The 17,351-nt window shown below is 55.2% G+C and carries 19 protein-coding genes; 14 read left to right on the plus strand and 5 right to left on the minus strand.

All coding sequences use genetic code 11. The features are described from left to right. Positions 1-125: 125 nt before the first annotated feature. The 7 genes from RGU44_RS14115 to RGU44_RS14145 all read left to right on the plus strand — a co-directional run bounded on the left by RGU44_RS14115 (position 126) and on the right by RGU44_RS14145 (position 4,789). The gene (locus RGU44_RS14115) at positions 126-713 is read left to right on the plus strand and encodes an Rnf-Nqr domain containing protein (protein WP_322181400.1); all 588 of its coding nucleotides are present in this window, start codon (positions 126-128) and stop codon (positions 711-713) included. Next, the gene (gene rsxB / locus RGU44_RS14120) at positions 710-1,576 is read left to right on the plus strand and encodes an electron transport complex subunit RsxB (RefSeq protein WP_322181403.1); all 867 of its coding nucleotides are present in this window, start codon (positions 710-712) and stop codon (positions 1,574-1,576) included. Before RGU44_RS14115 ends, rsxB begins: the two co-directional genes overlap by 4 nt. Then, complete coding sequence (locus RGU44_RS14125) at positions 1,563-2,588, plus strand: RnfABCDGE type electron transport complex subunit D (RefSeq protein ID WP_322181405.1); 1,026 nt, start codon at positions 1,563-1,565, stop codon at positions 2,586-2,588. The genes rsxB and RGU44_RS14125 overlap by 14 nt, the downstream gene beginning before the upstream one ends. Then, positions 2,581-3,204 (plus strand): RnfABCDGE type electron transport complex subunit G, encoded by a 624-nt coding sequence (locus tag RGU44_RS14130; protein WP_322181407.1) that lies wholly within the window; start codon positions 2,581-2,583, stop codon positions 3,202-3,204. The genes RGU44_RS14125 and RGU44_RS14130 overlap by 8 nt, the downstream gene beginning before the upstream one ends. Next, positions 3,201-3,866 carry an Rnf-Nqr domain containing protein gene (locus tag RGU44_RS14135; protein WP_322181409.1) on the plus strand — a complete coding sequence of 222 codons (666 nt, stop codon included), beginning with the start codon at positions 3,201-3,203 and terminating at the stop codon, positions 3,864-3,866. Before RGU44_RS14130 ends, RGU44_RS14135 begins: the two co-directional genes overlap by 4 nt. Further along, positions 3,863-4,501, plus strand: a complete 639-nt coding sequence (gene nth / locus RGU44_RS14140; RefSeq protein ID WP_322181411.1) for an endonuclease III — start codon at positions 3,863-3,865, stop codon at positions 4,499-4,501. The genes RGU44_RS14135 and nth overlap by 4 nt, the downstream gene beginning before the upstream one ends. Before the next feature lie 105 nt (positions 4,502-4,606). Continuing rightward, positions 4,607-4,789: a PA3496 family putative envelope integrity protein gene (locus RGU44_RS14145; RefSeq protein WP_322181413.1), complete on the plus strand. Its 183-nt coding sequence runs from the start codon at positions 4,607-4,609 to the stop codon at positions 4,787-4,789. Positions 4,790-4,968: 179 nt separating this feature from the next. On the opposite strand, the gene RGU44_RS14150 is transcribed toward RGU44_RS14145, so the two are convergent. Then, positions 4,969-5,595, minus strand: a complete 627-nt coding sequence (locus RGU44_RS14150; RefSeq protein ID WP_322217596.1) for a response regulator transcription factor — start codon at positions 5,593-5,595, stop codon at positions 4,969-4,971. A 1,305-nt stretch (positions 5,596-6,900) separates the two neighbouring features. Between RGU44_RS14150 and RGU44_RS14155 the strand changes: the two genes are divergently transcribed. From RGU44_RS14155 to RGU44_RS14165, 3 genes are all read left to right on the plus strand, one after another. Then, on the plus strand, positions 6,901-7,446 hold the full coding sequence (locus RGU44_RS14155) for a hypothetical protein (RefSeq protein ID WP_322181417.1): 546 nt from the start codon (positions 6,901-6,903) through the stop codon (positions 7,444-7,446). A gap of 374 nt (positions 7,447-7,820) precedes the next feature. Further along, positions 7,821-8,306: a hypothetical protein gene (locus RGU44_RS14160; protein WP_322217599.1), complete on the plus strand. Its 486-nt coding sequence runs from the start codon at positions 7,821-7,823 to the stop codon at positions 8,304-8,306. 518 nt (positions 8,307-8,824) lie between these two features. Then, positions 8,825-9,103, plus strand: a complete 279-nt coding sequence (locus tag RGU44_RS14165; protein WP_322181421.1) for a hypothetical protein — start codon at positions 8,825-8,827, stop codon at positions 9,101-9,103. Between the two features lie 221 nt (positions 9,104-9,324). Here the strand turns inward: RGU44_RS14165 and RGU44_RS14170 are convergent, their stop codons facing one another. Continuing rightward, positions 9,325-10,542 (minus strand): argininosuccinate synthase, encoded by a 1,218-nt coding sequence (locus RGU44_RS14170; RefSeq protein ID WP_219064177.1) that lies wholly within the window; start codon positions 10,540-10,542, stop codon positions 9,325-9,327. A 129-nt stretch (positions 10,543-10,671) separates the two neighbouring features. Further along, positions 10,672-11,577 carry a flagellar protein MotY gene (locus tag RGU44_RS14175; protein WP_322181423.1) on the minus strand — a complete coding sequence of 302 codons (906 nt, stop codon included), beginning with the start codon at positions 11,575-11,577 and terminating at the stop codon, positions 10,672-10,674. A 127-nt stretch (positions 11,578-11,704) separates the two neighbouring features. Here RGU44_RS14175 and pyrC point away from each other — a divergent pair, with 127 nt between their 5' ends. From pyrC to bfr, 4 genes are all read left to right on the plus strand, one after another. After that, positions 11,705-12,751, plus strand: coding sequence for a dihydroorotase (pyrC, locus tag RGU44_RS14180; RefSeq protein ID WP_322181425.1), 1,047 nt, complete (start codon positions 11,705-11,707; stop codon positions 12,749-12,751). Further along, positions 12,748-13,437, plus strand: a complete 690-nt coding sequence (rnt, locus tag RGU44_RS14185; protein ID WP_322217601.1) for a ribonuclease T — start codon at positions 12,748-12,750, stop codon at positions 13,435-13,437. Before pyrC ends, rnt begins: the two co-directional genes overlap by 4 nt. A gap of 274 nt (positions 13,438-13,711) precedes the next feature. Beyond that, entirely contained in the window at positions 13,712-13,930 is a 219-nt protein-coding gene (locus RGU44_RS14190) for a bacterioferritin-associated ferredoxin (protein WP_322181429.1), read from the plus strand. A 202-nt stretch (positions 13,931-14,132) separates the two neighbouring features. Continuing rightward, positions 14,133-14,603: a bacterioferritin gene (bfr, locus tag RGU44_RS14195; protein ID WP_322181431.1), complete on the plus strand. Its 471-nt coding sequence runs from the start codon at positions 14,133-14,135 to the stop codon at positions 14,601-14,603. Between the two features lie 153 nt (positions 14,604-14,756). Here bfr and grxD read toward each other — a convergent pair whose 3' ends face one another. Continuing rightward, positions 14,757-15,098: a Grx4 family monothiol glutaredoxin gene (grxD, locus tag RGU44_RS14200; RefSeq protein WP_219064183.1), complete on the minus strand. Its 342-nt coding sequence runs from the start codon at positions 15,096-15,098 to the stop codon at positions 14,757-14,759. A gap of 105 nt (positions 15,099-15,203) precedes the next feature. Next, the gene (locus RGU44_RS14205) at positions 15,204-17,315 is read right to left on the minus strand and encodes a molybdopterin oxidoreductase family protein (protein WP_322181434.1); all 2,112 of its coding nucleotides are present in this window, start codon (positions 17,313-17,315) and stop codon (positions 15,204-15,206) included. Between the last annotated feature and the right edge of the window lie 36 nt (positions 17,316-17,351).

Here is a 17,351-nt window from a genome sequence, read left to right on the forward strand (position 1 = left end):
CGGCAAAAAGCCCGCGAACAGTGCTGTTCGTGGGCTTTTTTATGGAAGAAGTACGGCCTGCGTCCTTGCCGGGTACTATCTTTCTTAAAGGCTCCCTCGCCTGATCGCTCACTCCCGGCACGACCATGACCGACTTCATCCTCACCCTCATCAGCGCCGCATTGATCAACAATCTCGTATTGCAGTTGCCGCTGGGTGTCGACCCGCTACTCAAGGCCTCGCGCCCATCTGACTTCACCCGCTCGCAAGTACATGCATTGGGCATCGCAACTACGTGGATAATGTTTTCAAGCACACTCATCAGCTACCTGCTGTACCGCTATTTGCTGCTGCCGCTGGAGCTGACGTACCTGCGTTTGTTTATATTCCTGCCGGTAAGCGTACTGTTAATCACGCCCTGCATATCCATGTTGTCTCGGTTCTTGCCGCGATTGTCCTTCGACGGGCTGTGGCCACTACTGCTGGGTAACGCCGGGATTCTCGGGTTGGCGATGCTGAGCACACAGGCCGACAAGGGGATTTTCCTCACGCTGGCATTGAGCCTTGGGGCCGGACTGGGCTTCTGGTGGGTACTGAGTTTGTTTCATGATCTTCGTCAACGCATTCACATCCAGGATGTTCCACTGCCTTTTCGCGGCATGCCGATCGAACTGATCAGTGCCGGTTTGATGGGACTGGCCTTTCTCGGCTTCAGTGGGCTGGTCAAACCATGAACCTGATCCAACGTATCGATGCGCTGCTGCCGCAGACACAGTGTGGCAAATGTGGGCATCCCGGCTGCAAGCCCTACGCCGAAGGAATCGCCAGCGGCGAAGCGATCAATAAGTGCCCGCCCGGCGGCGACGAAACCATCGCAGCACTCGCCCGGCTACTGGAAGTCCCTGTCGTACAGTTGGACCTCGATCGCGGCCCCGCGCCAGCGCAGATCGCGTTCATCCGTGAAGCCGAGTGCATTGGCTGCACAAAATGCATTCAGGCCTGCCCGGTGGACGCCATCGTTGGCGCAGCAAAGCTGATGCACACCGTCATCATCGACGAGTGCACGGGTTGCGACCTGTGCGTGGCACCTTGCCCAGTGGATTGCATCGAAATGCACCCGTTGCCACTCAGCGTGATCCCGGTCGTTGGCGGTATGGCGTTTAGCAGCGAACTGCAACAAGCCCGCGCCAGCAAGCGCAACCATGCGCGCCGACGCTTCGAGCTGCGCAACGACCGGCTGCGTCGTGAAGAAGAGCATAAGCAGGCCGAACGGCTGGCCCGCTCCCAACGCCCCGTTCAAACACCCGTAACCACAGCAACGCCTGCACTCAACCCCGTACAGGCCGCCATCGAGCGCATCCGTGCGCAAAAAGCTGCGGCCGATGACCAGGCCCTGAAAAAAGCCAAAATAGCCTTGGCTATGAGCCGGGCGCAGTTGAACAAGTCGCTCAAGGCTTTTGGCCATCCGCCCACCGCCGAACAGCAAGCGCAACTGGTCGTGCTACAGCGCGAATTCGAAGCCGCCGAACACACCTTGATCACGCTCGAAGCAAACGCTCAGACGCAACCCAAGGTCGACACTCATGCCACCGCCTGAAGCAGCCGCCAGCCCGACCGAACAGGTCAGCGAGCGCCTGCAAAAGACCATGAGCCTGGTGTTACTGGCCACGGTGCCCGGCGCTCTGGTGCTTTTGTGGTTTTATGGATGGGGCGTTTTGATCAATTGGCTACTGGCGGCCAGCATGGCTCTGGCAGCCGAGGCCTTGGTGCTCACGCTGCGTCAACAGCCGCTCAGGCCCTCGCTGAGCGACGGTAGCGCACTGGTCAGTGCAACGTTGCTGGCATTCGCCTTGCCGCCGTATTCACCGTGGTGGCTGACACTGCTGGCCAGCGGCTTTGCACTGCTGTGTGGCAAGCACCTGTTCGGCGGAGTAGGGAAAAACCCGTTCAACCCGGCCATGCTTGGGTATGCCTTGGTGCTGGTGTCGTTTCCGCAACAGATGAACCACTGGCCGGCGCCTCACAGCCTGAACCTGATGGGCGGTCTGCAACAGATTTTCGGTTTCAACCTCGGCTCGACGACGCCACCCGATGCCTGGGCTCAAGCCACTGCGCTGGACGCCTTGCGGATCAATAAAAGTCTGACCGTCGACGAGCTGTTCGCAGGCAACCCGTCGTTCGGCCGGTTCGGAGGCAGAGGTGCCGAGTGGCTGAACCTGGCATTCCTGGCGGGCGGTGCATTCCTGCTCAAACAGCGGGTAATCAGCTGGCATGCGCCAGTGGGAATGCTTGGTAGCCTGTTTATCATCAGCCTGCTCTGCTGGAACGGTTCCGGGTCGGATTCCCACGGCTCGCCGCTGTTCCACTTGTTGACCGGTGCAAGCATGCTAGGCGCGTTTTTTATCGCGACAGAACCGGTGTCCGGCCCCAAAAGCCCACGCGCACGCCTATTGTTTGGGGCTGGAGTGGGCGTGATCACCTACCTTATTCGCACCTGGGGCGCCTACCCTGACGGGGTCGCTTTCGCGGTGCTGCTGATGAACCTTACCGTGCCTGCGCTGGAGCGAATGCGGCCTTCCGAAGAAAACCCGGAACCGCGTCATGAATAAACCCTCCAGAGCACTCAGCGTGCTGATCATTACCCTAATCGCCTGTGTCGGCGCGGGCCTGACGATCACTCTGCAACACGGCACAAGCGCGCGAATCATCGCTGCGCGCGAAGCGGCTCAGGCACAAGCGTTTCTATCGATTCTGCCACCAGACAGTTTCGACAATCACCCCTTGCAGCATCCTTTGACCTTGCCTGAGCAAACGCCTGCAACCCAGACAGTCATCGCCGCATATCTTGCAACGCTCGCCGATCAACCTAGCGCGATCCTTTTCCACAGCCGGACGCAGGGCTACTCCGGGACCATCGAGCTGCTGATTGGTGTTTCGACCACAGGCAAATTGATTGGGGTAAAAGCTCTCAAGCAAAACGAAACACCCGGTCTCGGTGCCCGTATCGCTACTGAACCGGGCTGGCTGGCAAGTTTTATCGGCAAATCAATGAGTGAGCCAGCAGAGTCAGGCTGGGCGCTGAAAAAAGACAACGGACAGTTTGATCAGATCGCGGGGGCGACGATTACCTCTCGAGCGACTGTCAGTGCGATCCACGAAACACTGCAATTCTTCGATGCCTATCGAGCGCAACTCCTGTCGCCATCCACAGGTAACCCGCCATGAGCGAGCGAGCGCAACATAACAATGATTTCAGCCCCCTTCTTGGCCCACTGAGCCTGACACCACTCCTGGGGATCACTGATTCACTCGTACGGGCCATGGGACTCTTGTTGGTCCTATGGATCGTCGGCGGCCTGCACAATGTGTTGGTCCGGTGGATGCGCCCGCTGTTAAACCCCGGCTCGCACCTGCTCGCCAGCACACTGGTGGCCGCCGCACTGGTCAGTTGCGCTGAACTGGTGTTGCAGGCTCAAGCGCTGGCGCTCTATCAGGGGCTGGGGATCTACCTGGCATTAATCGGCACTCATTGCGTGCTGAGCGAATACACCGGCGAAGCGACTGACGACCGGCCTCGGAATTATCCCAAGCCGATCGTTCTGTTCAGCGTATTGATGCTGAGTCTCGGGCTGCTGCGCGAGTTACTAGGCAACGGCACCCTACTCAGCCATGCCCAGTGGCTGTTCGGCGCAAGCGCGGCATACTGGGAAGTGAGTATATTTTCAGGGGGGCTGCACCTTGCCCTCCTGACGCCTGGAGGGTTTATCTTGCTAGGACTGCTCCTGGCTGCGAGAAACGTCTGGGCAAGCCGCTCAAGCCCAATTCGAACGCCTGATGCCAAGAACATCGATCGACTCTCCGCCTCCAAGGAAACGCTTCAGCCATGAATGCCGCAAAACGCCTGGAAATTTTCCGTCGCCTGCGCGAAGACAATCCGGAACCTAAAACCGAATTGGCCTACAGCTCACCGTTCGAACTGCTGATCTCGGTGATTCTTTCGGCTCAAGCGACAGACGTCGGAGTGAACAAAGCAACCGCACGCCTGTATCCGGTGGCCAATACCCCGCAAGCGATTTACGACCTGGGCGTGACAGGGTTGTCCGAGTACATAAAAACCATTGGTCTCTACAACAGCAAAGCAAAAAACGTCATCGAGACCTGCAGGATGCTGATCGAACTGCACGGTGGCCAGGTACCGCAGACCCGCGAAGCGCTAGAGGCCTTGCCGGGCGTCGGACGCAAAACCGCCAACGTTGTTCTCAACACGGCCTTTCGCCAACTGACCATGGCGGTCGACACCCATATTTTCCGCGTGAGCAATCGCACAGGCATCGCCCCCGGCAAGAATGTGGTCGAGGTGGAAAAGCAACTGATGAAGTTTATTCCGAAGGATTACCTGCTCGATGCTCATCACTGGCTCATCCTGCATGGCCGTTATGTTTGCCAGGCCCGAAAGCCCCGTTGTGGCAGCTGCAGGATCGAAGACCTCTGTGAATACAAGGACAAGACGTCTGACGATTGAGCGATAGAGGTTCCAGGGGGCAATCGATTGAAAAAATCTTTTTTACCCGGTCATGAATTGTCGCTATAAGGTGCGCCAATGACAGCCTAAGCCTGGAGTCACTTTATGAGCACTGGCAAAGAGCAATTGGACACAGAAGACGACTTCGCTACGGTCGAAGCGGATGAGGACGAGCAGGCGCCTGTGGAACAGGCAAAGACCAATTTGAGCAAACGCCGAACCATCGACAACCTTCTGGAAGAGCGGCGCTTGCAGAAGCAACTGGCTGAGTACGACTTCGACCTTTAAAGCATCGAACCTACCCGACCTCAATGCCTGGCGGTCTTTGATTGCAAAGGGTTTTCCCGTATGAAGCCTCTCACTCGCGAGAGGCTTTAGCGATGATCGGTTATCAATATACGACCACGGCAAAGCCTGCTCTCTCTTTCCCGTATTCCTGCTATCCCCGAGCACGGCGAAACGATGTCTCAGACCAGCCCATTGCGCTGAGCGAGTTCAATCAAATCAACCAAAGAACGGGCGTTAAGCTTGAGTAACAGGCGCGTCTTGTAAGTACTGACAGTTTTATTGCTCAAAAACATCCCGTCAGCAATTTCTTTGTTGGTTTTACCGCGAGCCAGCTGCTGCAACACCATCATCTCTCGGCCAGACAGCCGATCGACCATATCTGCCTCACTGGCATTACCCAGGCTTGAGCGCACGGAATGAAGTGCCTGGTTGGGGAAATAACTGTAGCCCGACAACACCGCCTTAATCGCGCTTAGCAACTCAGTGAGATCTTGTTGTTTACAGACATAGCCGGCAGCACCGGCTTGCATGCAGCGCATGGAAAAATGCCCCGGAGCTTGAGAGGTCAGAATCAGCACCTTGAAAGGCAACGTCATCGCTGTCAGACGGGCGATTACCTCCAGCCCGTCCAGCTTCGGGATACCTATGTCAAGAATAACGATGTCGGACAAATGCTCTCGAGCCAGCTGCAAGGCGTCCACGCCATTATCCGTTTCCGCGATGACCTCATAGCCATGGCGCTCCATTAGCATGCGTACAGCAAGGCGAATGACGGGGTGATCATCCACGATCAGCACTTTATTCATGGGTAAGTCCAATTTTCGCTGTTCGATTTTTTAGAGTCAGCACAATAGCCTAGTCGTTTAGTGCTTTGCATAGCGCCCCCCCCCGAGGACCAACAGCCAGAGACCATTCCTACATATACGACAGATACGCCCTACAAAAGACGCCATGCGTGATGTACTTTTTGATCCTTTTGACAATCGGCAACCCTCGGCGGCGGATGAACTGGTTTCAGTTTTGTTTGCTGATCTCCAGCATCGTGGTTCACGTAATAGAGTTATCAACGTTTGGTCAAGCACAGATCCGACACCTCGATAACTAGTCAATCGAGATTTGGCATTTTCAGTGCTCACTCGGGATCCTGCGAAGCACAAATATAGCCATAAGCCACATTTACCAACGTTTTCAACCCTTACTCCGCGGTGCCTGAAACTGGTTTTTTACAGAGTGTCAGTGAACCATGAACGCACTGATGAACGCACGTGTCGACCCTCTGTCTATTCAGAGATGTGTCGGATTGTCAGACACAATACAGAACACCCGTCATAAATTATTACCTATTATATTGCGGATGTCTCAGCAAAATTTACAAATGTTGAATTTAAAATCCACGTATTTGCACAGCTTTTTTATTATTCTCATCCACTTTAGGAAAAAAGCTACACGACACTCAGAAAAGTCCTAAAGCTCACGCCCTCATTCAACCTGACACCAACAGAAATACTTAATCCAACCGAACTGAATAGATAGCCCGCATCACCGATGCAGGCCATTTGCGTTGCCACCTTAAAAGTTTATATAACAAACACGGCACGGTTACGGAGTGCAAACCTGAAGAAAGTCATCGACCTTACAACAAAACGCCTGCCGCCCTATACAAAGAGCTCATCCGACCTAGAGTTAATGCTATTCGTTGAACACTGGCCATACCTGGCGACACGAAGAGGAAACGTACTACATCACATTAAGAATGCCGACCCCTCCAATGTAATAACCTCGCACAACTCGCCAGGTAATTCATATAAAGCGCTTTTTTTCACTTGCAAATTCTATTACCAGTCGTTACTTTTTATTAGCAGCGACTCTATTAGAACGCTTGCCCACCCTATTTAATCGAATCACGGGATAAAGTTACTCATCGAGCCTGCTCACTGTACTGCCCGTGACTCGGTGATTTCATTGATTATTGGGCGGCGCCACTAAACTCGACAACTTAAAATCCGCCACTTTTCAAGAGCCCTTATTTTTCCCGCATAACCGGATCGAAGCGACTCACACCCAATGATGTGCTCACTTCCCCAACAGCATACAAACACAGGCCTATTACCATGAACAATAAAGCCCCCCATTCCCGCTCTAAACATGCGCCTCTGCTGGATTTGGCGACTGCAGTGGACCAGTTCATTCAGCGAGGAGGCGTTATCAATGTTATCCCGACTGGAGAGACTGCAGACACTATCCTGGCGTCAGAAATCCCCCCGCGCCTTGATATAGATCTGGAGGAAGACACCCATAAAAAACTGGAACTATTGAAAAGTTTGGTGGCCAAGGGTGCTGGCGTCAACGCTCTCCAATACTCCCTGAGGATGAACAAGAAAGATGTGAGACGGATGGCCGGGGAACACGGCCTGAAGATATCCTATAGCCGACCTATTCGCGGTATCCAGAATGAAAAAAAGGCAGAGCCTGCTACCGTTGATGACGACATTGCAGGCCACGCCATGCATTATTCCAACTTGGGGTATACGGCATGGGAGATCGCTCAGAAATTGAACTTGAGCGTGCGCCAGGTATGGAAAATCGGGCAGGACTATCGATTTGAATTCAGACAAGCCCGCGACAGAACCGACTCAAGCGACTTGCCTGAGGCGTAACACATTAAGCACCCCGACCGTCATCCGAGCCTGTGCTTGTGGGTAACGCAGCCTAACAAAACAGGTGTAAGCGTGATGACCGCATCACCGTCAGTCTTCATGCCTCGCAACGACCGGCTTTGGTCTTTTCAACCCCTGCCTGCCCGTGCCAGGCAGCCTTAAGCCAGTTGTTAGCCGACGGCATCGAAAAGCCCCACACTGTCCCTCTCTAATAACTAAAGAACTTAGTTATCTATCGCAATTAAATCCGCCCCCGCCGCCACCGTTAAACATACCCGCGTGGGTTTGCCTATTGCAAAAGATCGCACAATCCGCTTAAACAATATTACTCACTGTTCACCTCACATCCACTGACACTACCCTCAGGAACTAACATGAATAAAGATTCCATCACCGGCATGAACCCAGTGCGTATAATTGCCTTGTTCGCAGCGCTCTCCGAAGCCTCCGCCGCCACGGCGCTGCCCTTTCTACACGAGGACAACCAGACCCTTTATGTTTGGTTCCTCATTGTCTTCCCTTGCACCCTGACGCTTATGTTTTTTTTGACATTAAACTTCAACTATAAAGCCCTCTATGCGCCCTCTGACTTCTCCAATGAAAAAAACTTTCTAAAGGTCTCAAAAAAAACCGATCTTTATTCTAAAGACACGCCGCAGCAACCCCCACTCAAAGCGCCTACAAACGGGAATAAGAAGAAATCATTTTCGAAACTCTTGCTCCACCCTGCCAATAGACAGGATGCTTTTTATGGAGGGCCCATCTCCTGTCAGCGCGACTTAAAGAATACCCTATCCCTGCTCACTGTCCAGAACAGCACCTCTCACAGTAACACCCCCCCTCTGCCCGGTGGATTTTAGTGATTAAAGACTGGGACGAACCGATGCCGCATGATGAACTCATTGAGTTAATTAACCGCTGGGCAAAAAGCACACCACACTCCGACATTTCCGCCGTATGGGTAATTGAATCAGACCGTGTTATTTATCTATGAAAACACCCGAATACACGAGAGCGCTGTTCAACTGTTCGTTGCCCGCCGTAGGAACAATACGACAGGCGCCATGGACAACTCTAGAATTAACAACACTTCATTTACTTAATTGCGTAGGCGTTTACCGTGAACACCCACCGAATTATCTTCCAACGCCGTCCGACCGACGATGAAGACCTTAAGCCTCTTAAGACGCGAGCCCTGAGAAATCAAAACCCAAACTATTCCTTTGAATGAGTGACGCGACGCCTCGTATCTAAAAAGCGACTAGTGTAATGAGAAGCCGCCTGCGAATGCCCTCAGCCTTAAAAACTGACGAGCCAACGCTAACGTAAAAACACCGCGCACCGTCAAGGTCCCTCATCCAATTGAGCAGAGCATACAATGACGCTATTAAAAGATTATCACGACACCCAAAAAGCGCTTGAGCAACAACTGTCGTTGCTGGCGTCACTCAAAAAAAATTCATCCTTAATAAAGGAGCTTGAGTTCGAGAAAAAAATCAAAGCGCTGATGACGCGCTACCGTAAAACGCCGAAAGACTTGATTACACTTTTCGACACCACAGCACCGCTCACTAACACGACTGTTCACGAACGTCCTGTCACGTACGCAACGGGGGCCAAGAGACTAAAGAAGACACCAGAATCAAAGCCTCAGTGATCCATTTCACGGGTGCACCCGAGACTGCAGAGTTGAATCACAGGACGACCTGGCAGTCCCTATGCGATGACCTGGCAGCGCTGAAAAGCGTTGCCAGACTCAAATTCAACGCTGGCCCTTGACCCACTTCCATTGGAAAAATGGGTCAAGGGCTATATCGCTTCCGTGCACGAATACCTCAAACAAACCTTGGTTTATTCAATGGCCCCCGGCACCGGCCATCAGAACAACTTACGGCCTTTGTTTGCAGCAATGCGCATGCGCAGAGCATTCAATTTGATAAAGCCGGCTGCGTCCGCCTGATTGTAAGCGCCGCCGTCCTCTTCAAACGTCGCAATATTTGCATCGAACAACGACTCGTCGGATTTACGACCTGTCACGATGACATTGCCTTTATACAGCTTCAGACGCACAACGCCGTTCACGTGGGCCTGAGACGCGTCGATCATCTGTTGCAACATCAGACGCTCAGGGCTCCACCAGTAGCCGGTGTAAATCATGCTGGCGTACTTAGGCATCAACTCGTCTTTGAGGTGAGCGACTTCACGGTCCAGGGTGATTGACTCAATGGCGCGGTGAGCGCGCAGCATGATGGTGCCACCTGGTGTCTCATAGCAGCCACGAGACTTCATGCCCACATAACGGTTCTCGACGATATCCAGACGTCCGATACCGTTTTCGCCGCCGATGCGGTTCAGGGTGGCCAATACTGTCGCAGGCGTCATATCTACGCCGTCCAGCGCCACGATATCGCCATTGCGATAGGTCAGCTCAAGATACGTTGCAACGTTCGGCGCGTCCTCTGGGGACTTGGTCCAGCGCCACATGTCTTCTTCGTGCTCAGTCCAGGTGTCTTCCAGCACGCCGCCTTCATAGGAGATGTGCAGCAGGTTGGCATCCATGGAGTACGGCGACTTCTTCTTGCCGTGACGCTCGATCGGGATGGAGTGCTTTTCAGCGTAATCCATCAGTTTTTCGCGCGACAGCAGGTCCCATTCACGCCATGGAGCAATCACCTTGACGCCTGGCTTGAGGGCATAGGCGCCCAGCTCGAAACGAACCTGATCGTTGCCTTTGCCGGTGGCGCCATGGGAAATGGCATCAGCGCCGGTTTCGTTGGCGATTTCGATCAGACGTTTGGCGATCAGCGGACGTGCGATGGAGGTACCCAGCAGGTACTCGCCCTCGTAGACGGTATTGGCGCGGAACATCGGGAATACGAAATCGCGCACGAACTCTTCGCGAAGATCGTCAATGTAGATTTCTTTCACGCCCATGGCTTTTGCCTTGGCGCGGGCGGGCTCGACTTCTTCGCCTTGGCCCAAGTCAGCAGTGAAAGTCACTACTTCGCAGTTGTACGTGTCCTGCAGCCACTTGAGGATTACCGAAGTATCCAGGCCACCGGAATACGCGAGAACCACCTTGTTTACGTCCGCCATGCCATCACTCCACCGGGTTGTACGGAAAACCGGTGATTCTACCGCTCAAACCTGTCAATTTACAGAGGCGCGACAGCTTGTGACGACGAAGCGACAGTTAGTGTCGAGAGTACGACCGATTCATGCCGCTCAGGACGTGGCAGCGGCATTGCTCGCAGCCGCAACAGGTGTGGGCTCATCAGGCGCGACACGTTCCAGCTGGATGTTGACCCGACGGTTGCGTGCACGGTTGGCGGCATTGGTGTTGGGCACCAGCGGATACCGCTCGCCATGAAAGCGCAGGGTTATCTGCTTTTCCTGCACACCTTGAGTCTTGAAGAAGTCCATCACCGCCAACGCCCTGCGCCGCGACATATCACGATTGGTCAGGCGGTTACCGCTGTTATCCGAATGGCCATCGAGTTCAATGTGGTTAACGGTGGGATCGGCTTTTAGGAACTCAGCGATGACCTGCAGCTTTGCCCGCGCTGGCGCATCAAGATCGACGCCGTTGCCTGGGAAGCCTATCTGCGCCTGCTTGACCTGTTCGAAATTCATCGGTAGCAACTTGGTGGTACAGGCTTGGTAATCGCTGAACGCCTTGTTGAACCTGACCGGTAACAGCCGCACTTCCACAGCACTATTACCCTCTTGAGAGTAATGACGAATAACCGGACTGCGACCTTCAAGCAAGCCTGCCATCAGGCGCCCGGCCTGGCCCTGGGAGCTATTGAATGGAATGCCGCCATTGCTTACTTTGACCGAGCCCAGATTGATATCACCGCGCCCCGGCTGCCAGGGCGCTGCCGCCGCCAACAGGGTCGCAGAACCCGAGCCGAGCATACTGCCAGTAGCCTTGAGACGAAACGTGGCCTGCTCACCCGCGCGGCGCACGAATTCGCCCACACCGAAATCGGTGATGGGTTGGGTCAGGCGACACTCGAATTTGTCACCTTCGACTTTCCATTCGATACTTTCCAGACGCGTCTGGAAGGTGATAGCCACTGCCGGCAGACTGGCAAACACGCTGAGCAAGGCTAGATAACGCTGGCGCACGGGAGGCTCCACTAGAAAACTGCATACGTCTGGCTATCGGTAACTTCCCGGAAAACTTGATAGCGAGTGCCTGGAAGAGTCTTTTCCGGTAGCATTCCCAGCGAGTTTGACCCGCCTGGAATCCCCAATGTCTGACCGCCTGACCCTTCTGCGTCCCGACGACTGGCACATTCACCTCCGTGATGGAGCTGTTTTGCCTCACACCGTCGCTGACGTAGCGCGTACTTTTGGACGCGCAATCATCATGCCGAACCTGGTGCCTCCCGTGCGTAATGCACAGGAAGCTGACGCCTATCGCCAGCGCATTCTTGCTGCGCGCCCGGCAGGCAGCCACTTCGAACCGCTGATGGTGCTGTACCTGACCGACCTGACCCAGCCGCAGGATATACGCGCGGCCAAGGCCAGCGGGTTTGTCCATGCCGCCAAGCTGTACCCGGCCGGGGCAACCACCAACTCCGATTCCGGCGTCACCAGCATCGACAAAATTTTCCCAGCGCTCGAAACCATGGCTGAAGTCGGCCTGCCGCTTCTGGTCCACGGGGAAGTGACCCGTAGCGAAATCGACGTTTTCGACCGTGAAAAAATCTTCATCGATGAGCATTTACGTCGAGTGGTTGAACGCTTCCCAACGCTGAAGGTGGTTTTCGAACACATCACCACCCGCGAAGCCGTGCAGTTCGTCAACGACGCTTCGGCGAACGTCGGGGCGACGATCACCGCCCATCACCTGCTTTATAACCGCAACCACATGTTGGTCGGCGGCATTCGCCCGCACTTCTATTGCCTGCCGATTCTCAAACGCAACACTCACCAGGAAGCATTGCTCGATGCCGCCACCAGTGGCAGCGCGAAATTCTTCCTCGGTACCGATTCAGCGCCTCACGCCCAGCAAGCCAAAGAAGCGGCGTGCGGCTGTGCCGGTTGCTACACCGCTTACGCTGCCATCGAGCTGTACGCCGAAGCGTTCGAACAACGCAACGCCCTGGACAAACTGGAAGGTTTTGCCAGCGTTCACGGCCCGGCGTTCTATGGCCTGGCACCCAACCGCGACACCATAACGCTGGTCCGTGATGAATGGACCGCACCTACCAGCCTGCCGTTTGGCACGCTGTCCGTAATTCCGCTGCGCGCCGGTGAAAAACTGCGCTGGCGCCTGCTAGAGGAACACGCGTGAGCGAAGATCATTTCGACGACGAACAGGACGGTCATGGCGGCGGAGGCGGAGGCGGAGGCGGCTCTCGGCACCCGATGGCTGCCCGTTTCCGCGGCTATCTGCCGGTCGTTATCGACGTAGAAACCGGCGGATTCAACTCGGCGACCGATGCGCTGCTGGAAATCGCCGCAGTCACGATCGGCATGGACGAAAAAGGCTTCGTGTTCCCTGAGCACACTTACTTCTACCGCGTTGAACCGTTCGAAGGCGCCAATATCGAAGCTGCCGCGCTGGAGTTCACCGGGATCAAGCTCGATCACCCGCTGCGCATGGCTGTCAGCGAAGAAACTGCGCTGACCGACATCTTCCGTGGTGTTCGCAAAGCCTTGAAAGCCAATGGCTGCAAACGTGCGATTCTGGTGGGGCATAACGCCAGCTTCGACCTCGGCTTCGTAAATGCTGCAGTCGCGCGCCTGGACATGAAGCGCAACCCTTTCCACCCGTTCTCCAGTTTCGACACCGCGACCCTAGCGGGTCTGGCTTACGGTCAAACCGTGCTCGCCAAGGCCTGTCAGACCGCGGACATCGACTTTGATGGCCGTGAAGCACACTCAGCCCGCTACGACACCGAAAAAACCGCAGAACTGTTCTGCGGCATCGTCAACCGCTGGAAACAAATGGGTGGCTGGGAAGACTTCAACGACTGAAGCCTGTCCTGCTCTACAAAAACCGGCCCACGTGGCCGGTTTTTTATGTGCGCCATCACGTGTTTTATAGGAGATGCAGCGCAGTGTTCTGGACGCAAGGAGCGCGCTTAAACCCGTTTCCGGGACAGGATTGATTTATCTACCCCCTCCCCCATCATTCCCTGCCAGGAGCCGACAGCTCTACTCCGGCGCTCAGACACTCGGCTTTGACAAGCATTCTCATTACGATTAGTATCCCCAGCACTGAGTCATCAACCAGCGACGGTTCTCACTTATGTATGTCTGCCTCTGCCAAGGTGTTACTGATGGGCAAATCCGGGACGCGATCCTTGAGGGTTGCTGCAGTTACCGTGATGTCCGCCAAACGTTAGGCGTCGCCAGCCAATGTGGCAAATGCGCGACCGTTGCCAAAGCCGTGGTGCGTGAAACCCTGACGGAGCTGCAAAGCAGCCAGGTAATGCTGGCCTACCCCGCAGAGTTTTCAGTTGCCTGAATGGCGCCTTTTCAAAGAACCGGACCTTGTGTCCGGTTTTTTTATGTCTTTAATTCAAACGCTTAGCCGATAAATACGGAACTCAAACACTCTTATTAGTATTTAATTCGACTTATTATTCAATACCTTAGGTTTGACAGCCCCTATTAGTGCGGCTCAGACTCCGAGCCTATCTACATAAGCCATAGAACAGGACCTCGACATGAAAGGCGACATCACCGTCATCCAGCATCTCAACAAGATCCTCGGAAACGAGCTGGTCGCAATCAATCAATACTTTCTGCATGCCCGCATGTATGAAGATTGGGGCCTGAAAAAACTCGGCGCGCACGAGTACCACGAATCCATCGACGAGATGAAACACGCTGACAAGCTGATCAAGCGCATTCTGTTCCTGGAAGGCCTGCCTAACGTACAAGATCTGGGCAAGATCCTGATCGGAGAGCACACCAAGGAAATGCTTGAGTGCGACCTCAAAATCGAAAAAATAGCGCTGACTGACCTCAAAGCGGCCATCGCGCACTTTGAAGTTGTTGGCGACTTCGGTAGCCGTGAGCTGCTCGAGGACATTCTCGAATCCGAAGAAGAGCATATCGACTGGCTTGAAACCCAGTTAGGCTTGATCGATAAAGTCGGGATCGAAAACTACTTGCAGTCGCAGATGGGCGACTGATCGCTCACTGACGAAAAAGCCCCGCACCTCAATCACGAGGGCGGGGCTTTTTAATGCCTGGTATTTGAACGCGGTGAGTCAGGCACACCGCGTCAAATCATTCGCAGGCAAGCCTGCTCCCATAGCTTCTGGGCAGACTCACATCAGCATCCATCAAGCGTCGGCTTTATCCGCTGCGGCTTTGGCGGTCGCTTCTTTGACCTGCGTTTGCAGCTCACCACTGGCAAACAGCTCGGTGATGATATCGCTGCCGCCAACCAGTTCACCACCGACCCACAGCTGTGGGAACGTCGGCCAATTGGCATATTTAGGCAGGTTGGCGCGAATTTCCGGGTTCTGCAGGATATCGACGTAAGCGAACTTCTCGCCACACGCCATCAATGCCTGGGAAGCTTTCGCCGAAAAACCGCACTGCGGAGCATTCGGAGAGCCTTTCATGTAAAGCAGAATGGTGTTGCTGGCAATCTGCTCTTTAATAGTTTCGATGATATCCATGGAGCACCTCGGCTGAACTTTCCGACTCAGATGTCGGCACGGTGGCGCATTGTAACGGAATCCCGAGCACTACGCTCGGGCTCTACTCAACCGCCGACGGGTTACTTACGCCGCCGCCACGTGCACCGGCACCCCGTTCAGTACGGCGTTACCTGACAATGCGTCCAGTTGGTGCTCATCAGTCAGGTCGTTGGCGCTGACGCCCGGCTGCTTGCTGGCGATGCTCATGTGCACCCCAGGGCGCGCATGGCCCCACCCATGAGGCAGGCTCACCACCCCCGGCATCATCTCGACGCTGCCCAGGACTTGCACCTCGACCACCCCGACCCGCGAACTGACCCGAACCCATTGCCCGTCAGTCAGCCCGCGGCTGGACAGATCATCCGGGTGCATCAGTAACTGATGACGCGGCTTGCCTTTCACCAACCGGTGATAATTATGCATCCATGAGTTATTACTGCGCACATGACGACGGCCAATCAGCAGCAGCGCTCCTGCTTGTTGAGGCGCCTGCATTGCAGAGAACCGCGCCAGATCGGCAAGGATCACGGCAGGTGCCGCCTGAATCCGCTGATTGGCCGTTTTCAGACGCGGCTGAAGGTTGGGTTTGAGTGCCCCCAGATCCAGTCCATGCGGATGATCGCGCAACGTCTCCAACGAGAGTTTGTGTTCAGTCGCATCGCCGTACAAGCCGGCGCGCAAACCCAGGTCAATCATGCGTGCTGGCGGTATTGTCGGTTTCAGCTCGCGCCCGGCCTTTGCGGAAAATGCCTGGGCCAGGCCGACGAAAATCTCCCAATCGTGCAACGCGCCTTGCGGCTTTTCGAGAATCGCACGATTGAATCGTGTGACATTGCGCACCGCAAACATATTGAACGTGGTGTCGTAATGATCGTTTTCCAGCGCAGAAGTCGACGGCAGAATCAGGTCGGCATAGCGCGTGGTTTCGTTGATGTACAGGTCAATGCTGAGCATGAACTCCAGACCATCCAGCGCCTGCTCCAGCTTGCGCCCGTTAGGGGTCGAGAGCACCGGATTGCCCGCAACCGTGATCAGCGCACGGACCTGCCCTTCCCCTTCGCTCAATATTTCTTCAGCCAAGGCAGAAACCGGTAGCTCGCCCGCGTATTCCGGCAGACCCGAAACCCGGCTCTGCCAGCGATTGAAATGCCCGCCCGAGGTCGAGCTGACCAGATCCACTGCGGGCTCCGTACACAGCGCCCCACCGACACGGTCCAGGTTGCCGGTGACCAGATTGATCAGTTGCACCAGCCAATGGCAAAGCGTGCCGAAGGACTGCGTGGAAATCCCCATCCGCCCATAGCACACCGCTTTGTCGGCACGGGAAAAGTCACGCGCCAGCTGGCGAATCTGTTCAGCAGGTATTCCACAACGCGGGCTCATGGCTTCAGCGCTCAGGTGGTCGATGGCCTGCCGCACCTCATCCAGCCCATCTACCGGCAGATGACTGTCGCGCGTCAGGCACTCGTCGAACAGGGTGTTGAGCATGCCAAACAACAGCGCGGCATCCCCACCGGGCTGCACGAATATATGTTGATCAGCAATCGCTGCCGTTTCGCTGCGACGAGGATCAACCACCACCACCTTGCCGCCTCGTGCCTGAATCGCCTTAAGGCGCTTTTCAACGTCGGGGACGGTCATGATGCTGCCATTCGACGCCAGCGGGTTGCCGCCAAGAATCAGCATGAAGTCGGTGTGATCAATGTCGGGTATGGGCAGCAACAAACCGTGTCCATACATCAAATGGCTGCTCAAATGATGAGGCAGCTGATCTACGGACGTCGCAGAAAATCGATTGCGGGTTTTCAGCAACCCCAGGAAATAGTTGCTGTGGGTCATCAGCCCGTAGTTGTGCACGCTAGGGTTGCCTTGATAGACCGCCACCGCATTTTGCCCATGACGCTGTTGCAGGGCGAACAGACGGTCTGCGACCAGGTCAAACGCCGCTTGCCATTCGATGGGCTGCCACTCGCTGCCCACTCGGAGCATCGGCTGGCGCAGACGGTCAGGATCGTTCTGGATATCTTGCAGCGCCACCGCCTTGGGGCAGATGTGCCCCCGACTGAAGCTGTCCAGAGCATCGCCCTTGATCGACGTAATCCGCACCCCGGCACCCTCTTGGGTCGTGGTCTCGATGGTCAGCCCGCAAATGGCTTCACACAGGTGGCAGGCACGGTGGTGGAGGGTCTTGGTCATTGCCAGCCTCATTTTGTTTTGGGCCACCTTACGGCA

The sequence above is a fragment of the Pseudomonas sp. 5C2 genome, from assembly GCF_034314155.1.
GTDB lineage: Bacteria > Pseudomonadota > Gammaproteobacteria > Pseudomonadales > Pseudomonadaceae > Aquipseudomonas.